Genomic DNA, 20,861 nt, shown 5'->3' with positions numbered 1-20,861 from the left:
CACCAGGCGGGGCGGGGTTGAAGAGAGTTGGCTTGAGCTCGGATGGTTGCGGCGACTAGACGATGAGGAACGCAGTGATCGTCGGGACTATGACCACGGCCGACGGATTGACCTCGGCAAATCCGGCAGGGACGTTTTCCAAGGCAGCCGCAGCGAATAGACCGGTTGCGACTTCACCCGGGCGCGTGACAGCCACTGCTGGATAGATGGCGCCTGAAAAGGCGATGTCGAACCCGCCGCTGCCGGTTGCAGGATCAGGCGATGTCCCGCCGAACCAGGCATCGTCGTTGGCGCGAAGCCAGAATTTGCGCAGCGCGGGGTCGACCGCGACCCAGGCCTTCATCCCGTTGGAACGGGCGGCCGGGGCCGTCGAAATCTTGCTGCCATTGAAATACAGCCCTTCATCGCCAGGCCAGAAGCCATAGCCATTGACGTCACCGCCGAGATAGCTGCTGGTGTAGACGTCGGCGTTGGCGATCCCCAGCGCGACCTGCCCGTTGCCGTCGGTGTCATCGAGGCGCAGGCCGAAGATGCTTTTCGTCGTGATCGGATCCACGGCGATGCCGCAGACCGAGTATCCCGTCGTCGCCGTGATCGTCAGGTTGTCGTTACTCAGCGCCATCTGGACATGCCAGTGGGCGGGATCCCAGGACGTCGCCATCAGGCAGCGGCCTTCAACAGGCTGAAGCTGACGGACAGTTTCTCGAAGTTGCTGACGCTGGTCAGGGCGATCGTGACGCGATCATTTTCGCCGAAGGTCGCCCCCGTCCAGTCGGACAAGTCGGTGCCGGTGTTCTGCGTCGCGGCCGAGATCGAGGGCCCGGCCCCGGACATCTTGTCAGCCGCAGTCGGCTCGCCGTCGGCGAAGGCCTTTCGCCAGACGGCGAACGTCGCGCTGCCTGATGTCTCGCCCGCCACTGGCTTGCCCCAGGCGCTCCACCCCGTGATACGCCCGGGGAAGTTCAGCTTGATCGTCTTCAGCAGGTTCGCCGGCAGCGCAGCGCCGTTACCATCGAAGTCGACCTGCAAAGCGCCCTTGGTGGCAGGTGCGACCTTGCCGTTGATCCACACCGCCGGCACCAGCTGGTTGCCGTCGGCATCCGAAGGGACGGGGGCAGTCACAACCATGTCCTTGGCCGAGATCGTGCCAGTATGGTCCAGGCCGTTCGCATGGAGTTGGAAGGGCACTGTCGTGGCAGCAGGCGGGTTCATGGCCAGCAGCGGCGCTGCGCCCTTGTCGACGAAGATCCAGGCCGTGCCGGCCTGCGGGCCGCTGACATTCTGGTCGACCGCACCGGCGCCAGGACCGAGGTAGTTGCCTGGGGTTTCGCTCCGGAACGTGATAATCCCCTGGATCTTGGATGCATCGTAGATCTGTGTCTGCCATTCGACGGTGTTGTTGCCGCCCATGGCCACCGCAACTTCCGGCTCGGTCCAATATTGCCCTTCGGCGGTCAGAACCAGGACCGTGAAGTAAAAGGTCTTCGCCCCGTCGAGTGCCCCGTCCGGCGTGGTCGACCGGATGAAAATCGGCTGCTGTACGTAAGCCGGCCGGGTGGCAGGCGAATAGATCAGTTGGGCTTGAAGCGCCGCGACCTGGGCTGATCCCGCCGGGTCGCGGCGGACCAGGGCGCCGCCGGTCGGCAAGACTGAACCAAGCCCCTTTATTTCCTGGGCAATGCGGGTCGCAAGTGCACCGATCTGGTCGATCAGGCTCATGCCAAGCCGGCCTCGAAGGTGGTGACGAAGTTGGTAGTCGGGTCACCGACACCGATGTTGGCGCAGGCCTGGGCCTGCTGCGGTGCGGTAAGCGTCTGGGCCGCGTCAAAGCGGACGCGGTTGCCCAGTGCAGCGGTCACGGTACCGGAGAAGTTGGCGTCGTTGCCAAGTGCAGTCGCCAGTTCCTGCAGGGTATCGAGCGCCGACGGGACACCGTTCAGGATCCCATCGATCGCTGCCGTGAGCGACTGCTGGATCTTCGACGACGACCAGGTCGACCCCGTGCTTGTTGCCCCGTCATCAATGCCGCTGGCGGCGGAGACCGCGGCCTTCACTTCGTTGATCGCGGCGACGAGGTTGGACTTAGCCGTCGTGGTCAAGGCGGACAGATCGGCGGCATTGCCGTTGGTCAGCGTGCGCAGCGCCTTGCACTCGGTCGCGATGCGGGTCGCGAGGTTCTGGATGTTGGTGGCGAATGACATCAGACGATCCCGTTGTTGAAAATCAGGGTCAGGTCGGGAAGGTCGTCGAGAGCGCCTTCGCCGTCCTGTCCTTTCGGACCAGGTTGGCCAGGGACCTGCACTTCGATCACAGCAGGCCCTGATGGGGTGGTGACCTCGATCACTTCCGGCTCGGCCGGAATGGGGATCTCGATCACCTCAATCGTCATTGGCCCATTCCTTCACCGTGACCGAGCCGTACAAGAGAGTGCCCTGCCAATCGCCGACGCGACGCTCGAGCTCATATTTGACGGCGTAGGAGCCCGTCGGCAGCAAACGCGTCTCGGCAGGTTTGACCACCAGGGCAAGGCGACCAGTCGCCGGATCGAGTGACAGGCCGTCACCAACGGTCTTGCGGAGTTCGCCACCCTGCCAAACAAGCCGGAAGACAAATTCGGAGCCGGCCATTTGGGCAGGGGTACGATCACCGTTCAGAAGGACGAAGACACGCTCGAAGGTGTTTCCCTTCCAGATTTCGATATTGCGCTGCGCCGGCATCGTTGGTCACTCAGGAAGCAATGAAGAGGGCCGCACCCCAAAGAGCGCCGGTGATCAATTCGCCGATCGGGATGCCGGGGTTTCTGAGCCGCCAGCCAATCTCGTAAGCGGCCACCTGCAGGGGCCCCAGCAGGAGCCATGGCCAGCCAAAACAGATGCCGGTCGGGATCAGGAACAAGGTCGTCCGATAGCCATAGGCGAGGTGCGGACTGCCGAATGACCAGCGAATGAAGAGAGCTTCGTACCAGCTAGGTTCACGGACATCGATCGGCCCGTGCCCGCGGCCGAGGCCTTGGAGAAATCCCCACGCAGGCGTCGACCATGCGAGCCAGCACAGCGCGAATAGGAGACAAGCGACCCAGGGCGGGAGGCCGAAAGCGGAAACGCCAGCCGCCCATGCCAACAGGGCGACGATCGGTGCGGCGGTGATATCACCGTTGCCCGGGATGCGCTGAAGGAGTGCGACCACTTGGGGGCCGAACAACCCGCCTCCGCCACGAATATGATTGGCGATCGCAAACGCCACAATCATGAACAGGCCTACCATTTTCCGATTTCCTTCGCCGTGCGCGCCCAGATCGGCGCATCGGGTTGGCGCGTGGCGCATGACGCGAGGGCGAGCGCCAGCAACCCGCAAAGCAGGATGCGCATCACGTTTCCCCTGTGATTGAGATCAGGCGCCGAGGGCTGCGCCGGCGCGCCAGATCGCGTCGGCCTGCTCGTCGGTCATTTGGTTCGCGGTGAGGAAGGCCTCGACGAACGGGTGATGTCGGTGAAAGATCTGGTTTCCTTTGAGCAGCATCCGCGCCCCGAACCGTTCGGCTTCCGGCAAGGTATCGATGAAAGCCACGAAGGGACCGGGTAGCGGCCCCGTAATGGCGTCCTCGGCCTCTTGCTGGGAGATGACCCCAGCCAGCGCCGCAGCGGCAAAGAACTGCCAGCGAGACAGATCCTCCGGCACGGGTGGCGGCGGAGCATCCTCGGTATCGTAGACGGTCTGAACCTGCCCATCGTCGGTTTCGAGATAACGCGGGCCTCCGACGGTCACCTGACCAGGCGGCACCTCGAAAGGCAACGGGATCGCCAGGTCTACGGCCGCCAATTCCTCGGCCGACCACAATTGCTCGATGATGGAGGGATGCAGGACATCATCGATCGGCTCGCCGCGCCAAGGCAGCAAGGTCGATATGCGGACAAGCATATGCGCGTTCCAATGTTGTGAGGCTAAGAGATGGTGATGCGAAGGCCGCCCGTTGCACCGGCGCCACCGGGATTGCCCGCAGTTCCGCCGGCACCGCCAATGCCCACCACGCTCGTAAGGGTGGTGCCGGGGATCGGCGCCCCCGCCTGACCGTAATAGTAGGTCTTCTTGAAGTACCCGCCGCCGCCGCCAGCCCCGCAATAGGCGCCGGAGGCATTCAAGCCGGATCCGCCGCCTCCGCCGTAGGGACTTCCCGCCTCGCCGCCGCCACTGTATCGGGCAGCACCACCGGTGCCGCCGCCAAATCCAATGCCGCCGCTATCGCCGCCCTTGCCGCCGGGATTCGATGACGCGTAGGCACCGCCGCCCCGTTGGCCGGTAATATTCACATCGCCGCCTGTGGCGATCCCGCCGAGGCCGCCGAGCGAACTGTTGCTGAGGGTACCTTGCGGCGGCTGGCCACCCTGGGCGTAAAGTGACAGCGAAGGCACAGTCGTGTCGCCGCCCGCCGTACCGCGGCCATAGCTACTCGCGGTGGTGCTGCATCCGCCGGCGGCCGCAGCAAAGCCCTCAATGACCATCACGTTGTATTGCGGAACAACGTCATTATAGGTTCCGGCCGTTTCGTGCTCGATTATCTGAGGCACAACGGCCCGAAGAAACCCGATCATACTTGCGGTATCGCCGGGCAGCATCAGGCAATCCCCTTGACGAGGTTCGCGTGAATCCGAACGGAACCCGGTGTCGGGTCTTCCACCTGATAGTAAAGCTTGTCCCACGCGTTGTTGCCGGTGGAAAGCGCCGGCACGACGCCGTTAGCGAACTTCCAACAGGAAGCGAACGACATAGTTTGTCCGCCGGTGCTCCCCTGGTAGATCGAGATATATCCGGTTTGCCCAGTTTTAACGTTGGTAGGAATGCCAAGCGTTGTGTTCCCCCCCATCACAAACCAATGGTTGATCTTGGAGAAATCCAGAACAAGGGAAGTTGCCCAGGTGGCAGGCTTGGGCGCCGCCGCCGACCAAACCGCCGAGGCTTCAAGGATCTTGTCGGCCGTACCGGAGGCGAAATCCGTCGCCGAGGCGATGTTCAGTCGCTTGTTTTCGAGAATATACCAATCCCAGCTCGCCGCCTTGATCAGGACAGCTTCATAGGGGGCCAGAGTATAAGTGCCCCCCGATGCCGAAATGCCGTTCCTAGTGTAGAGATAATTGCCCGCTGCGGCCGTGATGGTGATTGTGGAATTGGTCGCATTGAAAATCGCGTATTCGATCGATTTTGGAGACGAATTATTGTCCGGCAAGCTATAGGCACTGCCCCCCTCAAGCCGAATGATCGAGTGCGTATCGGCTGGCGAGAACGTGGCATTTGCCGAATAGGTCTTCAGCTTCGGCCGGCCATTGATCTCCCCTTGCACAAAGGCCGTGGTAGCGATGCTCGTATCGTTGTCACCGGTAGGGGGTGTCGGAGCGGTTGGATTGCCCGTTAGATTGGGGCTGTTCTGCGGAACGATCGCGCCATTGGCATTCAACCAGACAAAAAAATCATAGAGATACTTCGTACTTGCCGCCTGGTCGTCGCCCTGAATGTTCGCGCCCGCCGTGAGCGACTTGACCTTTGTGGTGGCACCCGTGAAATCCTGCGTTGCCGTCCACGCTTGTGAAGCATTGATCTTGGCAACTTTCGATGCCGTCAACCTCACATCCCAATCGGCGAGGTTGTTGGCGCTGACCACCCATGGCTGCCAACGCCCATTGATCGACGCGAGAACCATGAAGTTCGCCGCACCCGAAGCATCGACGTCCGTCAGGTCATCCAGTGCAAAGGTGCTACCGGCGTTGAGCTTAGCGTCGAGAGCCGCTTGCAGTCCGGGGACATCAGCAAAGGCATGCTGATGGCCCAACGGCGATTTGCCGGCAACCGCAGTGAAGAGATCCGAGATATCCCGCGCGATCATCTTGATGGCGTCGCGACTCCTGGGGAATTCCCCAGAGACCTTATTGCCTTCGTCCGGGATCGGATAATTGCGCAGCGGCTCGTAAGTATCAGCCATCAGTCAGGCCTCAATGCGTGAAGGCGCGGAGATCCGCGATAGCAAGACGAGCCGCTGGGCCGCCCTGCAGCCTGAGCCGCAGGCGGCCATTGAGGCCGGTGAAGGACGGGCGCTGGAAGGAAGGCTCTGTCCAACCTTCCCCGAGCTGCTGAGTGCCCCCAGGGACTTGCGGAATTGCCACCCAATTTCCGTCCGAATTGTCCATCTCGATCGAGACGCTGGCGTTGGCCGGGATGAGGCTGGCGAAAACGGCATCCAGGGCAACCGGGTTGCCGGCGGCCCAAGCCTTGGTGATGTAGTCGCCCGATTGCCTGATGCGGCCGCAGACGATCTGCACGCCGGGGTAAAGGATGGGCGAGATCTTCTCGTTTCCTTGCAACACGGCCCTCACCTTGACCGTTTCGCTGACATATTCGGCAAAGGACCAGGTCTGACCAGGCAGAAGCTTGATCACCTCCCCCGTTGCCCGCTCCAACTCGAAGTGGAAGCGGGCCACCTCGGTCGGAATATCGACGGTCGCACGGATGGCGATATCGCTGACCTGGTCGAGCTCGCCGGACCATATCTCGACCGAGAGGGTGAACGCCGTGTATTTCGCCGCTACCTCTTCAAAGAACTGATCCGTATCGGGCATCACCAACCAGCTCGCCCGATTGGACGAACTGAACAGGTCACCGACCGTATAGGGTTGCGCGGCGACGCGCTGCTGCGTCTCGGGGTCGAGGTCTCCAAGTTTCGCCACCGCGACGGCATGGTCGGCATCGTCGGTCAGCGTGACGTTGCAGAACAGGTCGCTGTCGTTGAGATAGACCGGCGCGCCGAAGCGCGGCCGCACCATCTCGCCGACCTGGGGCAAGTTCATGTTGATGAAGGCCTCGGCCATCACTTCCTGTGTCGGCAAGCCGTTGTCCATGGTCGCCAACTGGACACGCACGCCCTTGGCCCGGTTGCCGATCTCGGTGAACTTGAAGTTCACGCCGATGATCTGGCGCGGCTCCGGGACCGCGAAAGACTGTGCGAGCGGATCCTTGCTTCCCCCGCGTGTCGGCTCGCTGCCGGTGTTGATCGAGGTGCTCGGGGTGCGCACCACCGTCGTGGTCTGCACGACATTGGTCACGTTTGTAATGTTGTTGATCACGGTGACCGGCGGCGGCGCATCACGGCTGATCAGCGTGACCATGCGGGCCGTCACCACGTCGATATCGTGGTTGCCGACATAGAGTGCCTCGGCGAAGCTCTCGGCCGCTCCGGTCGCACGAACGCGAGAGGTGCCGACGGGGACGTTCGCCGGCACATTGAAGTTGACGACGATGATGCCGCTACCATCCGCGGTCTGCGTTCCAGCCGGCTTCACATCGACGCCCGCAAAGGTCAGGGTCGCGAGGTTCTCGCCGGCAGCAAAGCCGCTGACCGTGCATTTGACCGGGATCTGCCGGATGAAAGATCCGGTCTCCTGGCTGGTCCCCTCGACCACGGTCAAGGTCTGCTGGCCTGGGGGCTGGCCCGGCGCGGCAACGAATTCCTGCGTCACGGGCGACAGGTAGTTGGTCACCGTCTCTTTCCAATAGTCGACGTTCGGCTCGAGCTTCATCTCGGCGGGCATCGAGTTGAAATTGGCATGAGGATTGATCTTCATGCTGCTCGAGGCGATCGGCTGGCGGACCACGACCTCTTCTGTGTAGGGAAGGGTCAGGAGCGCGTTGCCGGCCGGGATGATCTCGATCAGGTCGACGGCAAGCTGCAAGACGCCGCGGTTGATGGCGGCCGTCTGCGGGGCGCCGGGATCCCGATAGAAATCGGTCGTGAAATTGTCCGTGAAGATGCCGCGCTTGGCGACCGGCGACGAGGCAGCGATCTTGTTCAGCGACGCCTGGCGATCGAGAACCGAGACCGCAGAGCGCAGCAGCTCGATCCAGCGCACCAACTCATCCTGCGGGACGCGCCTGGTGCCATTGTTGTTGACGACCGGCATGCCCATCCAAGTGTTGGTGACCTCGGCGAGCTTGAGCAGGCCATAGGGCGGCTGGGGTGCCATGAGACTTTGCCGGGTCGAAATGCCCTTGACGTAGACGGGCAGGCCGAAGCGATCGAGGCAGACGAGATCGATGCGGGGCAGCTTCGACGTATAGAAAACAAGGATGGGCTGCCCCTGCACGCCGCCAGACACCTTGATCGTCGTCTGCGTGACCTCGTCGGGCTGCACGCTGATATTGTAGAGATAGGTGACGTTGTACGTGCTCGAAGCCGAGGGTTCCGCTCCACCAGGAGCCCAGGAGATATTGCCACCGGTCAGAACATAATCGGTGCCTGCGGCATAGGTGGTACCGCCCTGCTTCACCTCTTCGATTGCCACGACGGAGGCGAACTGCAATGCATCCGTACCGCCAGGCACCGGTCCGCGCGTGACGACCTGGGTGGCACGCTTGACGATGACAACCGATGACACCGAGGCGATCGGAGCACGCTGAACCGTCACGGTGGTTTGCCCACCGGTCACGCCAGCCCAGGTCGACGGCTCGGCGGCGACTGCCTCGACATCGAATTCCTCGGGCACGATCAGGGGAAGCGCGCCATACCGGATTTTCTTGTAGCCGAGAATGTTGGCTTCGCCGGCGGCGATGGAGAAAACCTGCCCCTGGCCGCGATTGCCGACGGCCTGCACCTCGCAACCCGACACGATATAATGTCCGGCGAGGCCGAAATCGTAGCCAGCAATGAGGTTCTGGACGCCCGACAGGGTCGACGGCGGCGTCTGGTCGATAACCGTGCCGTTCTGCAGGAAATAGACCTGATAGAACGCGCCCATCTGGCTATCGTCAGCCAGCGCCCAAACAAGCGTGAGGATCTCGCGGGCGCCGATATCTTCTCCTTCCGCCTCCGTTCCCGGGCCGAGGCCCCTGAGCGCCTCGTCATCCTCGTGCGTGATGATGGTGGATTGCAGCCGCACACCGATGCGCACGTCGCCGGTCATCGGCACGCCATGAAAGATCGCAGCACCGACCGGCCGGACATCGCCCCGCACATAGATGGAGCCTGCGGCAAGAGTGACGGTTCCGGTGATCGAGTCGACGATGATGTCGCAGCCCGCCTGGCGATCACCATCATGCGCCGTCATGTTTCCGACGCGCTGATTGCGGCGCGTCTCCATGGTCACGGCTTCGTTGATGGTCGCGCCGTCGACAAAGGAACGTTCTACGACCCAGGGCCGTGACCAGTCCGGGCGGGACGGGGCACGATCATAGGTCATCGGCGGGGCGCCCGCGACTTCGAAAGCCATGGAGACGAACCTCAGAATGTCAGGAGAAAGGTGCAGCGCTCCCGCACGGTGAGACCGAACGGGATGGAAACGGGGGTGCCGGACAAGGCAAGGCCGCCGCTGAATTGGTCAGGCGAGAGCCAAAGCAGCCCCGGTTTGAGGCCGGCCACGGGCCCGCCACCAAAGACGATGGAAACGGATGCTGCCGTCTGGCCGGCCCCATCTCCGAATCCCGTGCGACCGCGCAAGATCATTGCGGTTGGCGCGCTTGTGAGCGTCGTCCACCTGACGCCGGCGACTTCGTATTCGCCGGTCGCGGAAACCGCGACAGGGTGGATGAAAGCACGGCGATAGCCGATCGGGTCCCCCTGGGCATTGTCGAACCGCAGCCAGGGCTTGTGGGCGACGACGGCAGCCGTAATTGCATCCCGGCGCGCTTGGACGCCCGGCACCGCCCAGAGGAAATCCTCCTCGACCCACAGATTGTCGTCGTCGACCCAGAGGCCGCCTTCCGGGACCGGTGGCACCCAGGCGTCCAAGGCGGTCAATTCCGTCTCGGTCAACTGGCGTTCGAAATCATAGGCTCGGCCAAAGGACCACTTGGCGCCGATGCCCGGCAGGGTAACGCCGGAATGGTCGGAGTAGATCGCGCCAGATGCCCGTGACTTCGAGGTGATGAAGGCCCGGATATCGTAGCCGGCATAACCACGGCTGAAGATCGACCGCACCGGTGGCGACAGACTGACAATGCCGTCGATGCGCTGGAGATCCGGCAGATCGCGATCGCGTACCCGGTCAAGCTCTACCTGGAACCTGTTCCAGCGCCGGCGCCAGGTCGGTTCCTCTTCGATCCGGCCGCTGTAGCCGAGCCAACCCAGGCCCATAAAGATGGAGGCGTGAGTGCCGCGGATGCGCTGCCAACGAACACCCTCGGCGATCAGATCATAGAGGTTCGGCAGATAGGGCGACAGTTCGCCGAGGCCATACTGCCAGACCAGCCAGGGGAGCATGCGCGGCGGTGGCGTGAAATCATAGATAGGGACCTGCTCGAAGACCGGGCCCAACCGATCGTTTTCATTGGTGGTCGCGGAGAACGCCAACTCCAGAGGCGTGGCGTTATCGGGCAGCAGCGTCTCAGACATCAGTATGCCCGCCCGGCCACGCTGAGAGCGACGTTTCCGATTCGCACGGCTTCGTACTGCTGCATGACGCGATCGGCGGCAGGCGCTGACATCGCCACGCTATAGACACCAGACACCATCAGCCTCGATCGGATCCAATCGCGCGTGAGATCACGGCCGCTGCCCCCTTCTGCCGCCCACTGACCAGGAAGACCCGCGGACAGGCTGGCCAGAATGCTCTCAGGGGTGTCGGGAAGCAGGGTCAATGCAGCCGTCACGTCGACGATCACCACGACCGCTGCCCGGACCTTGATGGTATCGTTCACCATCTTGACTTCCGGGGCATTCAAGGCCGCGGAGACAGCATCGAGCAGGGCTTGGGGTGCCACTCCATTATTGCTGACGGAGAAGACAGCCACCCATACCGTGGGATCAATGCCGTTGGTGTACACATTGACATCAGCGACATCGAGCGAGACGCCCATGGCCACAGACTTGTAGCGAGGGGCGGTTCCGCCGGGCGAGCGGCCCTGAATGGCGAGGATGATGCGCTGTTTGTACCGATCGTCTTTTTCGTCGACCAGGCGAAAGCAGTCATAGAAGGCGCCCATATGGTCGAGGCCAGGCCCCCGGGCAAAATAGAGATAGCGGTCTCTGGCAATGTCATTGCCCCGGGCACGAAGGACCAGCTCGCGATAGGACGATTCCTCAAGCAAAACGGCGCCGGGATCGGTCTCCAGGTCGATCACGTCATTCGCGAGGCCGTGCTCCGTCAGCTTCTCCAGGAACTTCGCCTTGCGAGCGCGCAGGATGGCCTCATAGTCCAGTGTCTCGATGATGTCCGGCTTGCCGAGGGCCGCCAGCGCGTCGATCGTGAGGTCAGCCATTGGCGGCTCCCATGGCAATCGTGGAGCCGAGCGTCACTGTCCGCGCTTCCTCTGCCGTGAAGTCGCCGAGATGGCCGCGCGGCCGATAGAACCCCTCGATCACGATCGAGACCTGGCCCTTGCGCGCGTCGTCGACGTTGTTCTGCGGCCGCGGAAAGGAAATGCGCGAGACGCGATAGCGCGGCTCCCAGAGGTCGACGGCCATGATCATGGCCGCGCAGAATTTGAGGACCGTCGAGGGCGTAAACTTCCGACCGAGCAGGCCAAGGCCGAGATAGCCGAAGCCACGGCGCATGACGCGCGCGCCTATCACCGTGGTGAAGATCACCTCGAGCGATTGGCGCACATGATCGAAGTCGCGCAACACCTTGCCGGTGCGGCGATCAATGCCTGTTGAAGCCATTGAACCCTCAGGGGATCTTGAAAAAAGACTGGCCGGTCGTGGCATGACCGCATGAGGCGTGATCGCCCTCGCGGCAGATGCGCAGACCGCCAAATCGGAACTTGGAGGAGGCCTCGACCATCACAGGATCGGGCGCGTGGGGCGGCTCGCCATGGGCCATGACATGATCACCGAGGGCAACGGGTGCCGCGCCGCGGATCTTCACCTTCGAGACCTGTTGACCGAGTTGCAGGCCGCCGGCGCTATCGCGACCGACAAGGGCGATACCTGGCATTGGCTCACCCGAAGTCGTAATCGCTCGCGACCATCTTCAGACCCCCGCCACTGAGTTCGAAGGTCGAGCCGCCGCATTTGATGCGAAAGCTGGAAGCCTCGATCGACATCACCCCGCCCTGCTCGCTGAAGCGGACGCCGTTGCGCTGATAGAAGACGGTCTCGTCGCCAGACTTGGCGGGATTGCCACGGGCGTCGGTATGATCCCAGGGGATCGCCATGGCCTGCTCAAGGTCGCCGTTCGGGGCCAAAACCATCATCTGGGCGCCTTTGCCGACCGGAATGCTGGTCACACCCGACAGGTTGCCGGACTTGATCCATGGGCTGAGGAAGGGCTCGTCGTCGGACCCGCCGAGATTGATGCGAACGCCCTTGCCGGCCTCTTCCTCGGCCACGGCGCCAGGCGTGAACATATTGGCGAGACGGCGCTCCGCCGTGTTCAGGCGGCGCTCCATCTCCTCCATGCGGCGCAGGAATTCGATGATCATGGCTGTGCCAGAGGGCTGGTCTGCACGGGAGCCAAGCCGATCGCGTCGGCCGCCTCGTTGGTGAGGCCGAGCAAGGCCTGCTCGCGCTTCCAATCGGGAAGGTCGGGGGAGGCGGTCAGCCGCTGTTCGATCGAGGCGGCAATCGGCATCAAACCGGGCACGGCACCGATCAGGTCGATGATGGCACGCCAATCGTCGCTGATCTCGGCCGCAGGCATGGGCTCGTCGCAAGCATCCATCGACAGGCAGATCTCGCGAGCCGCGAAGCGCACGCCCTTGTCGGCCCCGGCGCCGCGGCGAACATGCACATTGATCACCGTGCCGGCCAGAAGCCGGAATGCCTCGGCGTAGGGCGACGTATCCGCCTGCAACACGCGCATGATGTCGCTTTTCAGGATATCGATCGCCGCCTCGCGCGTACCGTCGGTCTCGCCTAGGGTGTAGACGCTGCCGCCATCCTCGACATCGACCTTTTCGGCGATGCCCATGTCGATGGTGAGGTCGAGCTTGCGCTTGCCGGAGGAGAGCGCATTGCCGAAACCCTCGAGGGTCGATTCGTCCTCGTCAGTATAGACAACCGCGAAGGCGCCCGATTTTCGCTCGCCGGCGAGTTCGTCGATCGCGGCGATCGAGGAATCTGCGATGTTGGGGCCGGCCAGGGTCCTGCCTTTGAGAGCCTGGACAGCGCAGAGCCGCAGGCAGAGGGCGACGATGCTCATGCCGAACGGACCTCATTGCAGAAAAGCACGATGCGCCCTGCCCTGATGTCGCCGACACGGCCGACCTCGATAAGAGAAGGCTGGCCGTCAGGGGGTGCTTTCCGCAGAATGCGGTCCCCCTCAGCCGGGCGCCCTGCGCCAAGTTCATCGGCAGGGAGCCAGGCGGTGATGGGGAAGACCGCGACGTTGGGGCCCCATTTATCGCCGGGTCGCTCTCCCATCAGACGCTCGACATCGGCCTTGCGGAGCACAATGCCAGTGCAATCGACGGATGAGCGCGTGGGGTCGAGACCGGCGACATAGTCGCCGATGGCCATGGGCTGGAAGGTGACCTCCTCACCATACCATCGCTGCAGGGCCGCGAAGGCGGCCCTACCGGCGGTCTCGAAGGGCGAGGCCATCGCCGATCAGGCCAGCTTGAGCCGGCGCAGCGTCTTGGGCTGCGTGATGACGTGCAGCGGGTTGGTCTGCACCTCGAAGCGCGCCGACTTGGCGGTGCGATCCTCGGTCATTTCGCGGGCATAGCGCGGCAGGCCAATGGTATTGACCGTGTCCCAATAGTCCGCCGGGGCGAAATAGGACTTGTAGAGATCGGGAACACCCTTGAAGCAGACGCGAGCCTCATCCTCGGGAATGAAAGAGCCGCCGACAGCAGCACGGGCCCGGCGACCTGCCTTGAGGCGGATCCAGTGGATGCCGCCATAGGAGAAGTCGTCAGGAAGGCTGTTGCGCAACTCCACCGCCGCGGCGGTGTTGAGATAGGTCTCGCGCACCTCCTTGTGCTCGATCAGCTTCCGCCATAGCTCGTTGCCGCAGAAGGCGATCACTTCGCCATAAGCGGTGGCGTCGAGATCCTGCTCCATGCCGTAGCGCAGTTCGTCGGCGGCAAGGCGCACCTTGGCGGCCTGGTCGTTAAGCACGAAATCGACCGGGTCCGGCTGGACGAGGCCGAACTCCTTGTAGATATCGATCACGACCACGCCCTTACCCGACACGACCTTGCCATTGAGCACCCCCATCTTGAGGTACTCATTGGTGAGGTCGAAGTCGCGGGCATGCCTGGCGAGCTTGATGTCGGTCATTTGCTGCACGGTCAGCAAGCCATTCTGGCCGCCGAAGCCGTCATTGCGCACGCCCTGGACTTCATCGGCATACATGTGCTCGTCGCGCTGGAAATGCGCGGTGTCGAGGCGGCGATAGGTGCGCTTGTCGTGATCGATGGTCTCGCCCGGGCCGCCGCGGGCGGAGGGCTCGACCAGCTGCAGGGTCCCGTTGATCTCGATCATGGCGATCGAGGTGGTGGGGACGCCGCGCTCCTCGAAATCGAGGGTGTCGCCGATCTGGCCCGGCACGGGCGGCTGGCGGTTGATGCGGTCGGTGAGTTCGACGAACGAAAAGGCGTCGTTGTCGAAAATGTCCATTTCGGGCATGACGCCCTCCTTGTTGGGATAAAGAAAAAGGGCCGCACAAGGCGACCCCGGCGGGTCTCAGCGAGAGAAAGAGTGGGCGTCAGCGCCCGATGATGCCGTGCGCCGCCAGCTGGGCGATGACCGCGTCCTTTTCGGGCTGGGTGTCGGTCGCGGCGGCGAACGTGAGCGCGGCGACCTTGACCTCGGCCTGGCGCGTGATGCCCGCAACCGTCAGGTCGGCGTCAGCCGGCACGTTGGCGTTATCGAGCAGGATGGCGCTGGCATCCTGGCTGCCGTCGCTGGCGGCCGGATCGTGCGGCTTGAACTTGCCGGTAGCGGTGACCTTGCCGAGAATGCGGCCGGAGGGAAGGCTGCCAGAGCCGGCCAGCAGCTTGATGTTGTCGCGCGAATAGGCGCCATCGGCCTCCGACAGGAGGAATTCGCCGGCATGCCGGCCTTCGGTCTTTACAGGCATTGGGTGGTGTCCTGGTTGTGGGAGGGGATGTACGCCGTACCTGGCAGGATCAGCCCTTGCGGCGGGCGGCGTAGACGGCCTGGGGGTCGATGACCTTGGTGGCCTTCTCGACCGAGTTTCCGCCGGAGACCTTGGGATCGGGCACGTTGCCGTCGAGGCGCGAGCCAGCCTTCTCCTCGGCCGAGGCGGCCAGCGTGGCGATGGCGTCGTCGGCGCTCATGCTGGTTTTGAAGGCCAGATGATTGGCGAGGGCTGGCCGGGACTTGGCGGCAGGGGCGTTGAGGATAGTGGCGATACGGGCGGTCGCGGCATCGGCGCCGGCCTGCTCACCTTCCCGACGGCTCGACGCCTGGGCGGTGGCGAGCTGCTCCTGGGTGATGCCGGCATTGTCGCCGCCGGACTGCGTGGTCTGGGTGCTCATTTGCGATCCCTTGGGTTGAGCCCGGCTACGGGCGGGTGGATTGGCGAAAAGCTGGGCGCGCGTGGCGAGCCGATCGGCGAGGCCAGCGGCGATGGCGGTGATCCGCCCCTGGGTGGCGACACGGCCGCGATACATCTTGGCCTCGGTGGCAAGGGCCTGGTCGGCCGTGAGGCGCTCCCCCCTCCCCGTCGCCACCTCGTTGGCGAACATCAGGCGCAGATCCTCGACATGCTCCTGAATGGCCGCCCGTGCCTCTGGCGGCAGGGCCTCGAAAGGGTTGCCTTCGACCTTGTGCCGGCCGGCAGCGATCAGGCTGACCTTGATGCCGATCGTGTCGAGCAGCTTCGAGAAGTCGATGTGCGTGGTGTAAACGCCGATCGAGCCGACCTGGCTCATGGGCGTCATCACGATCTCCCCGGCCTGGGCCGCCAGCCAGTAGGCGGCGGATGCGGCCATGCCGTCGACATGGGCAATCACGGGCTTGGCGGAGGCCAGGGCCCGCAGGGCATCGGTGGCCGCCTCGATTCCGGAGACAGTGCCGCCCGGACTGTCGAGGGCAAGCACCGCCTCACGGACCGATGAATCAGCCGCGGCAGCTTCGAAGGCCGCGGCGAGCCAGCCATAGGACGTGAAGCCGTATTTTGAGCCGTCGACATCGCCCTTGTTAAGCAGCGAACCGACGACCGGAATGACAGCCCGGCCGGCGTCGACCTGATAGCGGGGCGCCGATCCCGAACCGAGCGCGCCTGCACGCTGCGCGGCCTCGGCCGCATACCAGGCGGCGCGGACATCATCGGCGCGGGTATCGAGCACCATGAGGGCCTCGGCCGTGAGCGCCGTCGGCCAGGTCGCGGCATTTGCCGGCGCTATAATCGCAGCGAGGGCCTCGGGCAGAGCCGAGGCGAGGGTAGCGAGAGGGTTGTTCACTTGGCCGTCTCCGGCGTAGTCGTGTTGGTTTCGTCGGCCGTTGGCTTGGGAGCAGCAGGCGCGCGCACGACACCCGCCCGTTTCATCACCTCCTGCTCATAGGCCGCCTGCTCGATGGTCTCTTCCCAGTCGAGCCCCTGCTCGGCGTTTTCCGATTCGAGCGTCGATGTGAGGCCCGAGACGCGCATGTCGGCGGCCTCGGCCTCCTTCGTCGGATCGACATAGCCGCGGGGCGAGCCGATCCAGCGGGCTGCGGCCCAAGCCGCCGGCATATCCCAGAAGGTGGGAGCGCCGGCGGGCAGCGTGATGTAGCGATCGAAGGCCTCCTCGAGGAACGCGAGATAGATCGGCGTCACCACCTGCTCGCAGAAGGCCGCGAAATCGCGCCGGATGCCGCGCCAGACCTCATTGAGCGCCGCACGGGCCGATGAATAGTTGGTCTGCGACCAATCCATCGACAATTGCTCGTAGGAAATGCCGAGAGCGGCGGCGATCGAGCGCAGGAAGGCGGTCTGGAAGGCCGGAAAGGCCGTGGTTGCCCGGGGTTGGGCATTGATCTTCAGTTCATCGCCGATCGGCAGCACCGGAATGCGAACGCCGCCCAGGGTCGGCGGATGCGCCTCCCAATAGGAGTCGCGCGCGTCGACATAGGCCTCGTTGGCAACGTTCAGCTTCGCCGTCGCGTCCTGCAGCGACATGTTCGACGAAACGAAGGCGGCGAACAGGGCATTGACCGCGGCGTTTGCAAGCTCGGTATCGGCATATTTGCCGATCATGCGCAGGCGCTGCACCAGTGCCGCGAACGGCGTGATGGCGCGGGACTGCCCCTCCTGCTCCGGCTCGAAGCCATGGATGAAGATCGGCCGGCCCCAGGCGGTCTCGCGCGGAATCCGCGTCCACGTCCACGCACTGATGCCGGAATAGTAATCCGACGGATGAGCGTCGCGGACATGATAGGCGATCGGCGTGAGCCCGGCCGCATCATACTCGATGCCCTGGCGCATCGAGATGTTCTCAAGCCGGCCTGCTGGGGTGGAGAGCCTGTCGGGGCTGATCGCGAGCAGGTTAGTGCGATAGCGCGCGCCGGGGATATTCTCCTCGCGCCATTTCAGCACGCAGGTGACTTCGCCACCGATCGACCAGGTGCGGGCAAGCTGGCGCAGACGACCGTTGAGCGAGACCTTGCGTTCCGCGTCGAACAGGAAGCGCGGATCCTGCGTGGCGAGACGCCATTCCGCCTCGATCTGGGATCGGACCTCGCGGGCCTGGTCGGCGGTGATGCCGAGGGCCCGATAGTCGGGCTTGGCCACCAGGCGAATACCGGCGCCGACCAGCATATCGACCAGCCGTTGCACGCCAGCCTTGGCGTGGGGGTCGTTCCGATAGAGATCCCGGGCACGTGAGAGCGCGAGGTCGCGGGCGGGACGGATGGCGGCGTCGGCCGAGAGCAGGCCGGGGCGATAGCCGAACATCTCCTGGTTCATGGTCGCGCCGGCGCGATAGGGCGAATTCGGAGCCTGATCCGCGATGCCGGCCTGTTCGCCGCGGCGGAATAGAGCCTTGACGCGATCGCGCAGCATTACCACACCACACCGATGGCGCCGCGAGCATCGCCGCCGGTAAGCCTCGCCAGTTCGGCCTCGAGCTGGCGGATATAGGCCAGCAACTTGTCGGGATTGGCTTTCCAAAACTTGGTCGACTGGTCGCCGATGCGAAGCTCCTCGACCCCTTCGCCGATCATGAACTGATGATAGGCCGCCCACGCCTTCGCGATGAGCGACCGCAGCTCTGCTTCGGTGCGCATGGGCTAGACTCCGGCGTTGATCTTCGAGAGGCGGGCGAACATGCCGCCCAGCTTCTTGGCCGGGGGCGTTTCGACAGGGGGGCTGTCGGGCGGCGGATCTGCCTGCACCTTGAGAGGCGCCGGCGCGAACAGGTCGGGTGTGATCTCGGCTTCGGGCACCCCCCGCATTTCAGCGAGTTTGCGCCACTCGGCTTCGGTCATACGGGTGAGGCCGAGATATTCGGCCAGCGCCATGTTGCCGATGCGGCAATCGAGATAGTGGTTGTCTCCCCGGGCCACCCATTTGCGGCCCGTCACCACGCCGCGCACCTTGATGTCGTCAAGGTATTCGGACGTGATCTGCTTGAAATAGGCCTCGTCCTGCCACCGCCCGAAATGGCAATAGCCGGGGTTGACCTGCCCTTCCTCGTCGAGACGAGGCTTGCGCAGATTGTCGTAGAACTCGCGCTTGAGCGACCAGGTGCCGGTCTTCCAGAGCTTGGCGCCATGCTTCTGCACGCGGCCCTGCATATCGATGTCGACCAGCTTGGGCTGGGCCGAGATGGCCGGGTGCGCCCAGCCGTCCTCGCCTTTCAGCGCCATGGCGTTGAGATGAGCCGCCGTCCAGGCATAGACCTGGTTCGCGCGACCGCCGTCGCCAGCGTCCACCCCCATCACGTCGATGGTGCGCAGCCGTCCCCAAGGATCGGCATAGGCGCGCTCATAGACTTCCTCGAGGCTGACCCAGGCGCCGGCGGCAATGTTGGTGGTGTCACCGACCAGGAAACCATGATCGACGACATAGGAGCGACGGCTGGCCGTCCATGCCACGACCTCGAAAAACAGGCCATTGTGCTGCACGTCGACCATGGCGGTGAGCAAGAGCCCGTCCGCCGGCACACGGCGCTGGATCAGGGCGTCCTCGCGGCGCTCCATGAGCAGCTTGTGATCCGGGGCGTCGCCGCGGAACTTGTAGGCGCGGCCAAGGAAGAGGTTGTGAAAGTCCTTGTTGTCCTTTTCGGACTTGAGGCTCTTCAGATACTCCTCGGCCATGTCCTCATAGGACACCATCAACGACATGAAGCCGTCGACATGGAAGCCCGGATGGTTGGGCACAGGCTCGGTCGCCACATATCGGCCGTCTCGGACGGCCGGAACCCGTTCAGCCTCCGAAATCCGGTGCCCGCAATGAGGACACAGCATGGTGGACCGGTGCGGGCTCTTGCGATCGACCTGAAAAAGCTCGATCACCTGGACGAACTCGCCGCCGCATTCGACGCACGCTATGTTCCAGAAGCGCTGGTCCGACCGGCGGAAGGACCTGTCGATGCGGCAATGGCCTGGCGTCTCCAGCGTCTCGTCGCCCAGGTCGATTTCCGGGGTCGAAAGCTCAAGGATCTTGTACGACTTCGTGCGCCGGAAGGCGGTGAAACGGCCAAAGAAGAAGGTCTCGGGGTCACCCTTGCCGGGGATATCCTCCCATTTGGAGACCTCGTCCTTGACGCCCTTCTTCATGGTGACGGCCGAAAGGTCCATCACCGCATTGGCGTTGGCGAGAGCCAGGACACCGCCCGGGAATTTCTTCTCGTTCGTGGTCGAACCCTTGCCGGAGCGCTGCGTCTGCGGGGCAAAAACGGCCCGCCCTGCCCGCTTCTCAAAGGCCTCGATCAGCGGCTGCAGCTTCTGCGAGTTCAGCTTGCGCAGCGCTTCGATGCCTGGCGCGCCATAGAGGAAGTTCGCCGGCTCGCGATCGGCGCAGAAGATCGCCCACCCCATTGCAAGGATGGAGACGCCGGTCTGCTGCGCCTTGCGCACCGTGATCAGAGGCGCCGGATGCCATTCATTGAGGCAATCGGCGATCTCGACGAGGTAGGGCGCGCCGGCTGGGCTCCAGAGCTCGCCGGCATACTCGCCATCGACCAGCACGAGGTTCTCGCACAGCCATTTGCTCACCGAGATGCGCGGGCGCGGGCGTATTGCGCCTGAGAGCACCCGCCGCACCAGGGCATTCGCGTCTGGATGCGACATCAGGCAGTCTCACTTGGCGGCTTGAGCGCCTTGTCGAGGGCATCAGCAATGCCGGTACGAAGGCGCTCGACCTCCGCCTTGAGGATAGTGCGAGCGCCGTGCGAGCCCTCCCGCGCGATGGCAGCAGCGAGATCGTCGGCCAAGGCCGGCAGGCGATCGAGCACCTGGATAATATCGCCGGCGACCTCGCCGAGGGCGACCGTGATATCAGCCAAAGGCACAAGCGCACCCTTGAGCGATTCAAGCTCGAGGCGGCGGCGTTCGGCTTCATGCCAGGTCTTCTGGCGCAGCGCCTCCTCATAGCTTTCGCTCTGCGACAGTTCGCGGCCCGGTGTCGAGGGACGCTGGTTTTTCGACGGGTTGTCCGTCCGCCCGCGAAGGTGGTCGTACTCGGCCACGTTCACGCGGGAGACACGGCCGCGCTCATCTCTCTCGACTGATAGGCCCTGCCGCTCGATGAGATCGGCGACCTTTTTGCTGACCGACTGCTTCGAGACGCCGTCGCGAGAGGCGATTTCCGAGATCGACCACATGACAGTGCGCGGCGTGTCAACCGCCGTTGTCGCTTCTGTCACCTCAGTCAACCCTGATTTTCGACCTGCCTAACTGGCAAAATTCCGGGCCATTTAATGCCGCGGGGGGTGGGGGCCCCGGGGAAGGACCCGTGAAACACCTGTTTCACGGGGGCGGGGGCGGGTCG

24 protein-coding genes are annotated in these 20,861 nt (G+C 63.8%); all 24 read right to left on the bottom strand.

The genetic code is table 11. The features are described 5' to 3' along the window. Positions 1-55: 55 nt before the first annotated feature. The 24 genes from BA190_RS10225 to BA190_RS10110 all read right to left on the bottom strand — a co-directional run bounded on the left by BA190_RS10225 (position 56) and on the right by BA190_RS10110 (position 20,736). A complete protein-coding gene (locus tag BA190_RS10225; RefSeq protein ID WP_068285822.1) occupies positions 56-661 on the bottom strand; it encodes a hypothetical protein in 606 nt (201 codons plus the stop codon). Next, positions 661-1,719 carry a hypothetical protein gene (locus BA190_RS10220; protein WP_068285820.1) on the bottom strand — a complete coding sequence of 353 codons (1,059 nt, stop codon included), beginning with the start codon at positions 1,717-1,719 and terminating at the stop codon, positions 661-663. Before BA190_RS10220 ends, BA190_RS10225 begins: the two co-directional genes overlap by 1 nt. Next, positions 1,716-2,201: a hypothetical protein gene (locus tag BA190_RS10215; protein ID WP_068285818.1), complete on the bottom strand. Its 486-nt coding sequence runs from the start codon at positions 2,199-2,201 to the stop codon at positions 1,716-1,718. Before BA190_RS10215 ends, BA190_RS10220 begins: the two co-directional genes overlap by 4 nt. After that, on the bottom strand, positions 2,201-2,389 hold the full coding sequence (locus tag BA190_RS10210; protein WP_068285817.1) for a hypothetical protein: 189 nt from the start codon (positions 2,387-2,389) through the stop codon (positions 2,201-2,203). The genes BA190_RS10215 and BA190_RS10210 overlap by 1 nt, the downstream gene beginning before the upstream one ends. Continuing rightward, positions 2,379-2,717, bottom strand: coding sequence for a hypothetical protein (locus BA190_RS10205; protein ID WP_068285815.1), 339 nt, complete (start codon positions 2,715-2,717; stop codon positions 2,379-2,381). Before BA190_RS10205 ends, BA190_RS10210 begins: the two co-directional genes overlap by 11 nt. Positions 2,718-2,727: 10 nt before the next feature. Continuing rightward, a complete protein-coding gene (locus tag BA190_RS10200) occupies positions 2,728-3,264 on the bottom strand; it encodes a hypothetical protein (RefSeq protein WP_068285813.1) in 537 nt (178 codons plus the stop codon). Between the two features lie 126 nt (positions 3,265-3,390). Further along, positions 3,391-3,918: a hypothetical protein gene (locus BA190_RS10195; RefSeq protein WP_068285811.1), complete on the bottom strand. Its 528-nt coding sequence runs from the start codon at positions 3,916-3,918 to the stop codon at positions 3,391-3,393. 23 nt (positions 3,919-3,941) lie between these two features. After that, positions 3,942-4,502 (bottom strand): hypothetical protein, encoded by a 561-nt coding sequence (locus BA190_RS10190; protein ID WP_156771459.1) that lies wholly within the window; start codon positions 4,500-4,502, stop codon positions 3,942-3,944. A 110-nt stretch (positions 4,503-4,612) separates the two neighbouring features. Then, the gene (locus tag BA190_RS10185) at positions 4,613-5,971 is read right to left on the bottom strand and encodes a hypothetical protein (RefSeq protein WP_068285806.1); all 1,359 of its coding nucleotides are present in this window, start codon (positions 5,969-5,971) and stop codon (positions 4,613-4,615) included. Positions 5,972-5,981: 10 nt separating this feature from the next. Then, a complete protein-coding gene (locus BA190_RS10180; RefSeq protein ID WP_068285804.1) occupies positions 5,982-9,248 on the bottom strand; it encodes a DUF4815 domain-containing protein in 3,267 nt (1,088 codons plus the stop codon). 11 nt (positions 9,249-9,259) lie between these two features. Further along, a complete protein-coding gene (locus BA190_RS10175; protein ID WP_068285802.1) occupies positions 9,260-10,369 on the bottom strand; it encodes a phage tail protein in 1,110 nt (369 codons plus the stop codon). After that, positions 10,369-11,235: a baseplate J/gp47 family protein gene (locus BA190_RS10170; protein ID WP_068285800.1), complete on the bottom strand. Its 867-nt coding sequence runs from the start codon at positions 11,233-11,235 to the stop codon at positions 10,369-10,371. Before BA190_RS10170 ends, BA190_RS10175 begins: the two co-directional genes overlap by 1 nt. Beyond that, a complete protein-coding gene (locus BA190_RS10165) occupies positions 11,228-11,638 on the bottom strand; it encodes a GPW/gp25 family protein (RefSeq protein ID WP_068285798.1) in 411 nt (136 codons plus the stop codon). The genes BA190_RS10170 and BA190_RS10165 overlap by 8 nt, the downstream gene beginning before the upstream one ends. Before the next feature lie 7 nt (positions 11,639-11,645). Then, the gene (locus BA190_RS10160) at positions 11,646-11,912 is read right to left on the bottom strand and encodes a hypothetical protein (RefSeq protein WP_068285796.1); all 267 of its coding nucleotides are present in this window, start codon (positions 11,910-11,912) and stop codon (positions 11,646-11,648) included. Between the two features lie 4 nt (positions 11,913-11,916). Then, the gene (locus tag BA190_RS10155) at positions 11,917-12,399 is read right to left on the bottom strand and encodes a phage baseplate assembly protein V (RefSeq protein ID WP_068285794.1); all 483 of its coding nucleotides are present in this window, start codon (positions 12,397-12,399) and stop codon (positions 11,917-11,919) included. After that, entirely contained in the window at positions 12,396-13,118 is a 723-nt protein-coding gene (locus BA190_RS10150) for a hypothetical protein (protein ID WP_068285792.1), read from the bottom strand. The genes BA190_RS10155 and BA190_RS10150 overlap by 4 nt, the downstream gene beginning before the upstream one ends. Continuing rightward, the gene (locus tag BA190_RS10145; protein ID WP_068285790.1) at positions 13,115-13,519 is read right to left on the bottom strand and encodes a hypothetical protein; all 405 of its coding nucleotides are present in this window, start codon (positions 13,517-13,519) and stop codon (positions 13,115-13,117) included. Before BA190_RS10145 ends, BA190_RS10150 begins: the two co-directional genes overlap by 4 nt. Before the next feature lie 6 nt (positions 13,520-13,525). Next, positions 13,526-14,548 carry a major capsid protein gene (locus tag BA190_RS10140; RefSeq protein WP_068285787.1) on the bottom strand — a complete coding sequence of 341 codons (1,023 nt, stop codon included), beginning with the start codon at positions 14,546-14,548 and terminating at the stop codon, positions 13,526-13,528. 79 nt (positions 14,549-14,627) lie between these two features. Further along, positions 14,628-15,002: a head decoration protein gene (locus BA190_RS10135; protein ID WP_068285781.1), complete on the bottom strand. Its 375-nt coding sequence runs from the start codon at positions 15,000-15,002 to the stop codon at positions 14,628-14,630. A 49-nt stretch (positions 15,003-15,051) separates the two neighbouring features. Next, on the bottom strand, positions 15,052-16,350 hold the full coding sequence (locus BA190_RS10130) for a S49 family peptidase (RefSeq protein ID WP_068285777.1): 1,299 nt from the start codon (positions 16,348-16,350) through the stop codon (positions 15,052-15,054). Beyond that, entirely contained in the window at positions 16,347-17,930 is a 1,584-nt protein-coding gene (locus BA190_RS10125) for a phage portal protein (RefSeq protein ID WP_068285776.1), read from the bottom strand. The genes BA190_RS10130 and BA190_RS10125 overlap by 4 nt, the downstream gene beginning before the upstream one ends. Continuing rightward, positions 17,930-18,154 (bottom strand): gpW family head-tail joining protein, encoded by a 225-nt coding sequence (gene gpW / locus BA190_RS10120; RefSeq protein ID WP_068285775.1) that lies wholly within the window; start codon positions 18,152-18,154, stop codon positions 17,930-17,932. Before gpW ends, BA190_RS10125 begins: the two co-directional genes overlap by 1 nt. Positions 18,155-18,157: 3 nt before the next feature. After that, positions 18,158-20,161, bottom strand: a complete 2,004-nt coding sequence (locus BA190_RS10115) for a terminase gpA endonuclease subunit (protein WP_068285773.1) — start codon at positions 20,159-20,161, stop codon at positions 18,158-18,160. Next, on the bottom strand, positions 20,161-20,736 hold the full coding sequence (locus tag BA190_RS10110) for an ArsR family transcriptional regulator (protein ID WP_156771458.1): 576 nt from the start codon (positions 20,734-20,736) through the stop codon (positions 20,161-20,163). Before BA190_RS10110 ends, BA190_RS10115 begins: the two co-directional genes overlap by 1 nt. Positions 20,737-20,861: the final 125 nt, after the last annotated feature.

Source organism: Labrys sp. WJW (genome assembly GCF_001676615.1).
Lineage (GTDB): Bacteria > Pseudomonadota > Alphaproteobacteria > Rhizobiales > Labraceae > Labrys > Labrys sedimenti.
The sequence above is the reverse complement of the archived record's forward strand: the minus strand, read 5'-3'. Positions and strand labels throughout refer to the sequence as shown.

Bases quoted from the DNA above. Each gene is read 5' to 3' on its own strand.
- BA190_RS10225 (WP_068285822.1), bottom strand. From the start codon at position 661: ATGGCGACGTCCTGGGATCCCGCCCACTGGCATGTCCAGATGGCGCTG.
- BA190_RS10220 (WP_068285820.1), bottom strand. From the start codon at position 1,719: ATGAGCCTGATCGACCAGATCGGTGCACTTGCGACCCGCATTGCCCAG.
- BA190_RS10215 (WP_068285818.1), bottom strand. From the start codon at position 2,201: ATGTCATTCGCCACCAACATCCAGAACCTCGCGACCCGCATCGCGACC.
- BA190_RS10210 (WP_068285817.1), bottom strand. From the start codon at position 2,389: ATGACGATTGAGGTGATCGAGATCCCCATTCCGGCCGAGCCGGAAGTG.
- BA190_RS10205 (WP_068285815.1), bottom strand. From the start codon at position 2,717: ATGCCGGCGCAGCGCAATATCGAAATCTGGAAGGGAAACACCTTCGAG.
- BA190_RS10200 (WP_068285813.1), bottom strand. From the start codon at position 3,264: ATGGTAGGCCTGTTCATGATTGTGGCGTTTGCGATCGCCAATCATATT.
- BA190_RS10195 (WP_068285811.1), bottom strand. From the start codon at position 3,918: ATGCTTGTCCGCATATCGACCTTGCTGCCTTGGCGCGGCGAGCCGATC.
- BA190_RS10185 (WP_068285806.1), bottom strand. From the start codon at position 5,971: ATGGCTGATACTTACGAGCCGCTGCGCAATTATCCGATCCCGGACGAA.
- BA190_RS10180 (WP_068285804.1), bottom strand. From the start codon at position 9,248: ATGGCTTTCGAAGTCGCGGGCGCCCCGCCGATGACCTATGATCGTGCC.
- BA190_RS10175 (WP_068285802.1), bottom strand. From the start codon at position 10,369: ATGTCTGAGACGCTGCTGCCCGATAACGCCACGCCTCTGGAGTTGGCG.
- BA190_RS10170 (WP_068285800.1), bottom strand. From the start codon at position 11,235: ATGGCTGACCTCACGATCGACGCGCTGGCGGCCCTCGGCAAGCCGGAC.
- BA190_RS10165 (WP_068285798.1), bottom strand. From the start codon at position 11,638: ATGGCTTCAACAGGCATTGATCGCCGCACCGGCAAGGTGTTGCGCGAC.
- BA190_RS10160 (WP_068285796.1), bottom strand. From the start codon at position 11,912: ATGCCAGGTATCGCCCTTGTCGGTCGCGATAGCGCCGGCGGCCTGCAA.
- BA190_RS10155 (WP_068285794.1), bottom strand. From the start codon at position 12,399: ATGATCATCGAATTCCTGCGCCGCATGGAGGAGATGGAGCGCCGCCTG.
- BA190_RS10150 (WP_068285792.1), bottom strand. From the start codon at position 13,118: ATGAGCATCGTCGCCCTCTGCCTGCGGCTCTGCGCTGTCCAGGCTCTC.
- BA190_RS10145 (WP_068285790.1), bottom strand. From the start codon at position 13,519: ATGGCCTCGCCCTTCGAGACCGCCGGTAGGGCCGCCTTCGCGGCCCTG.
- BA190_RS10140 (WP_068285787.1), bottom strand. From the start codon at position 14,548: ATGCCCGAAATGGACATTTTCGACAACGACGCCTTTTCGTTCGTCGAA.
- BA190_RS10135 (WP_068285781.1), bottom strand. From the start codon at position 15,002: ATGCCTGTAAAGACCGAAGGCCGGCATGCCGGCGAATTCCTCCTGTCG.
- BA190_RS10125 (WP_068285776.1), bottom strand. From the start codon at position 17,930: ATGCTGCGCGATCGCGTCAAGGCTCTATTCCGCCGCGGCGAACAGGCC.
- gpW (WP_068285775.1), bottom strand. From the start codon at position 18,154: ATGCGCACCGAAGCAGAGCTGCGGTCGCTCATCGCGAAGGCGTGGGCG.
- BA190_RS10115 (WP_068285773.1), bottom strand. From the start codon at position 20,161: ATGTCGCATCCAGACGCGAATGCCCTGGTGCGGCGGGTGCTCTCAGGC.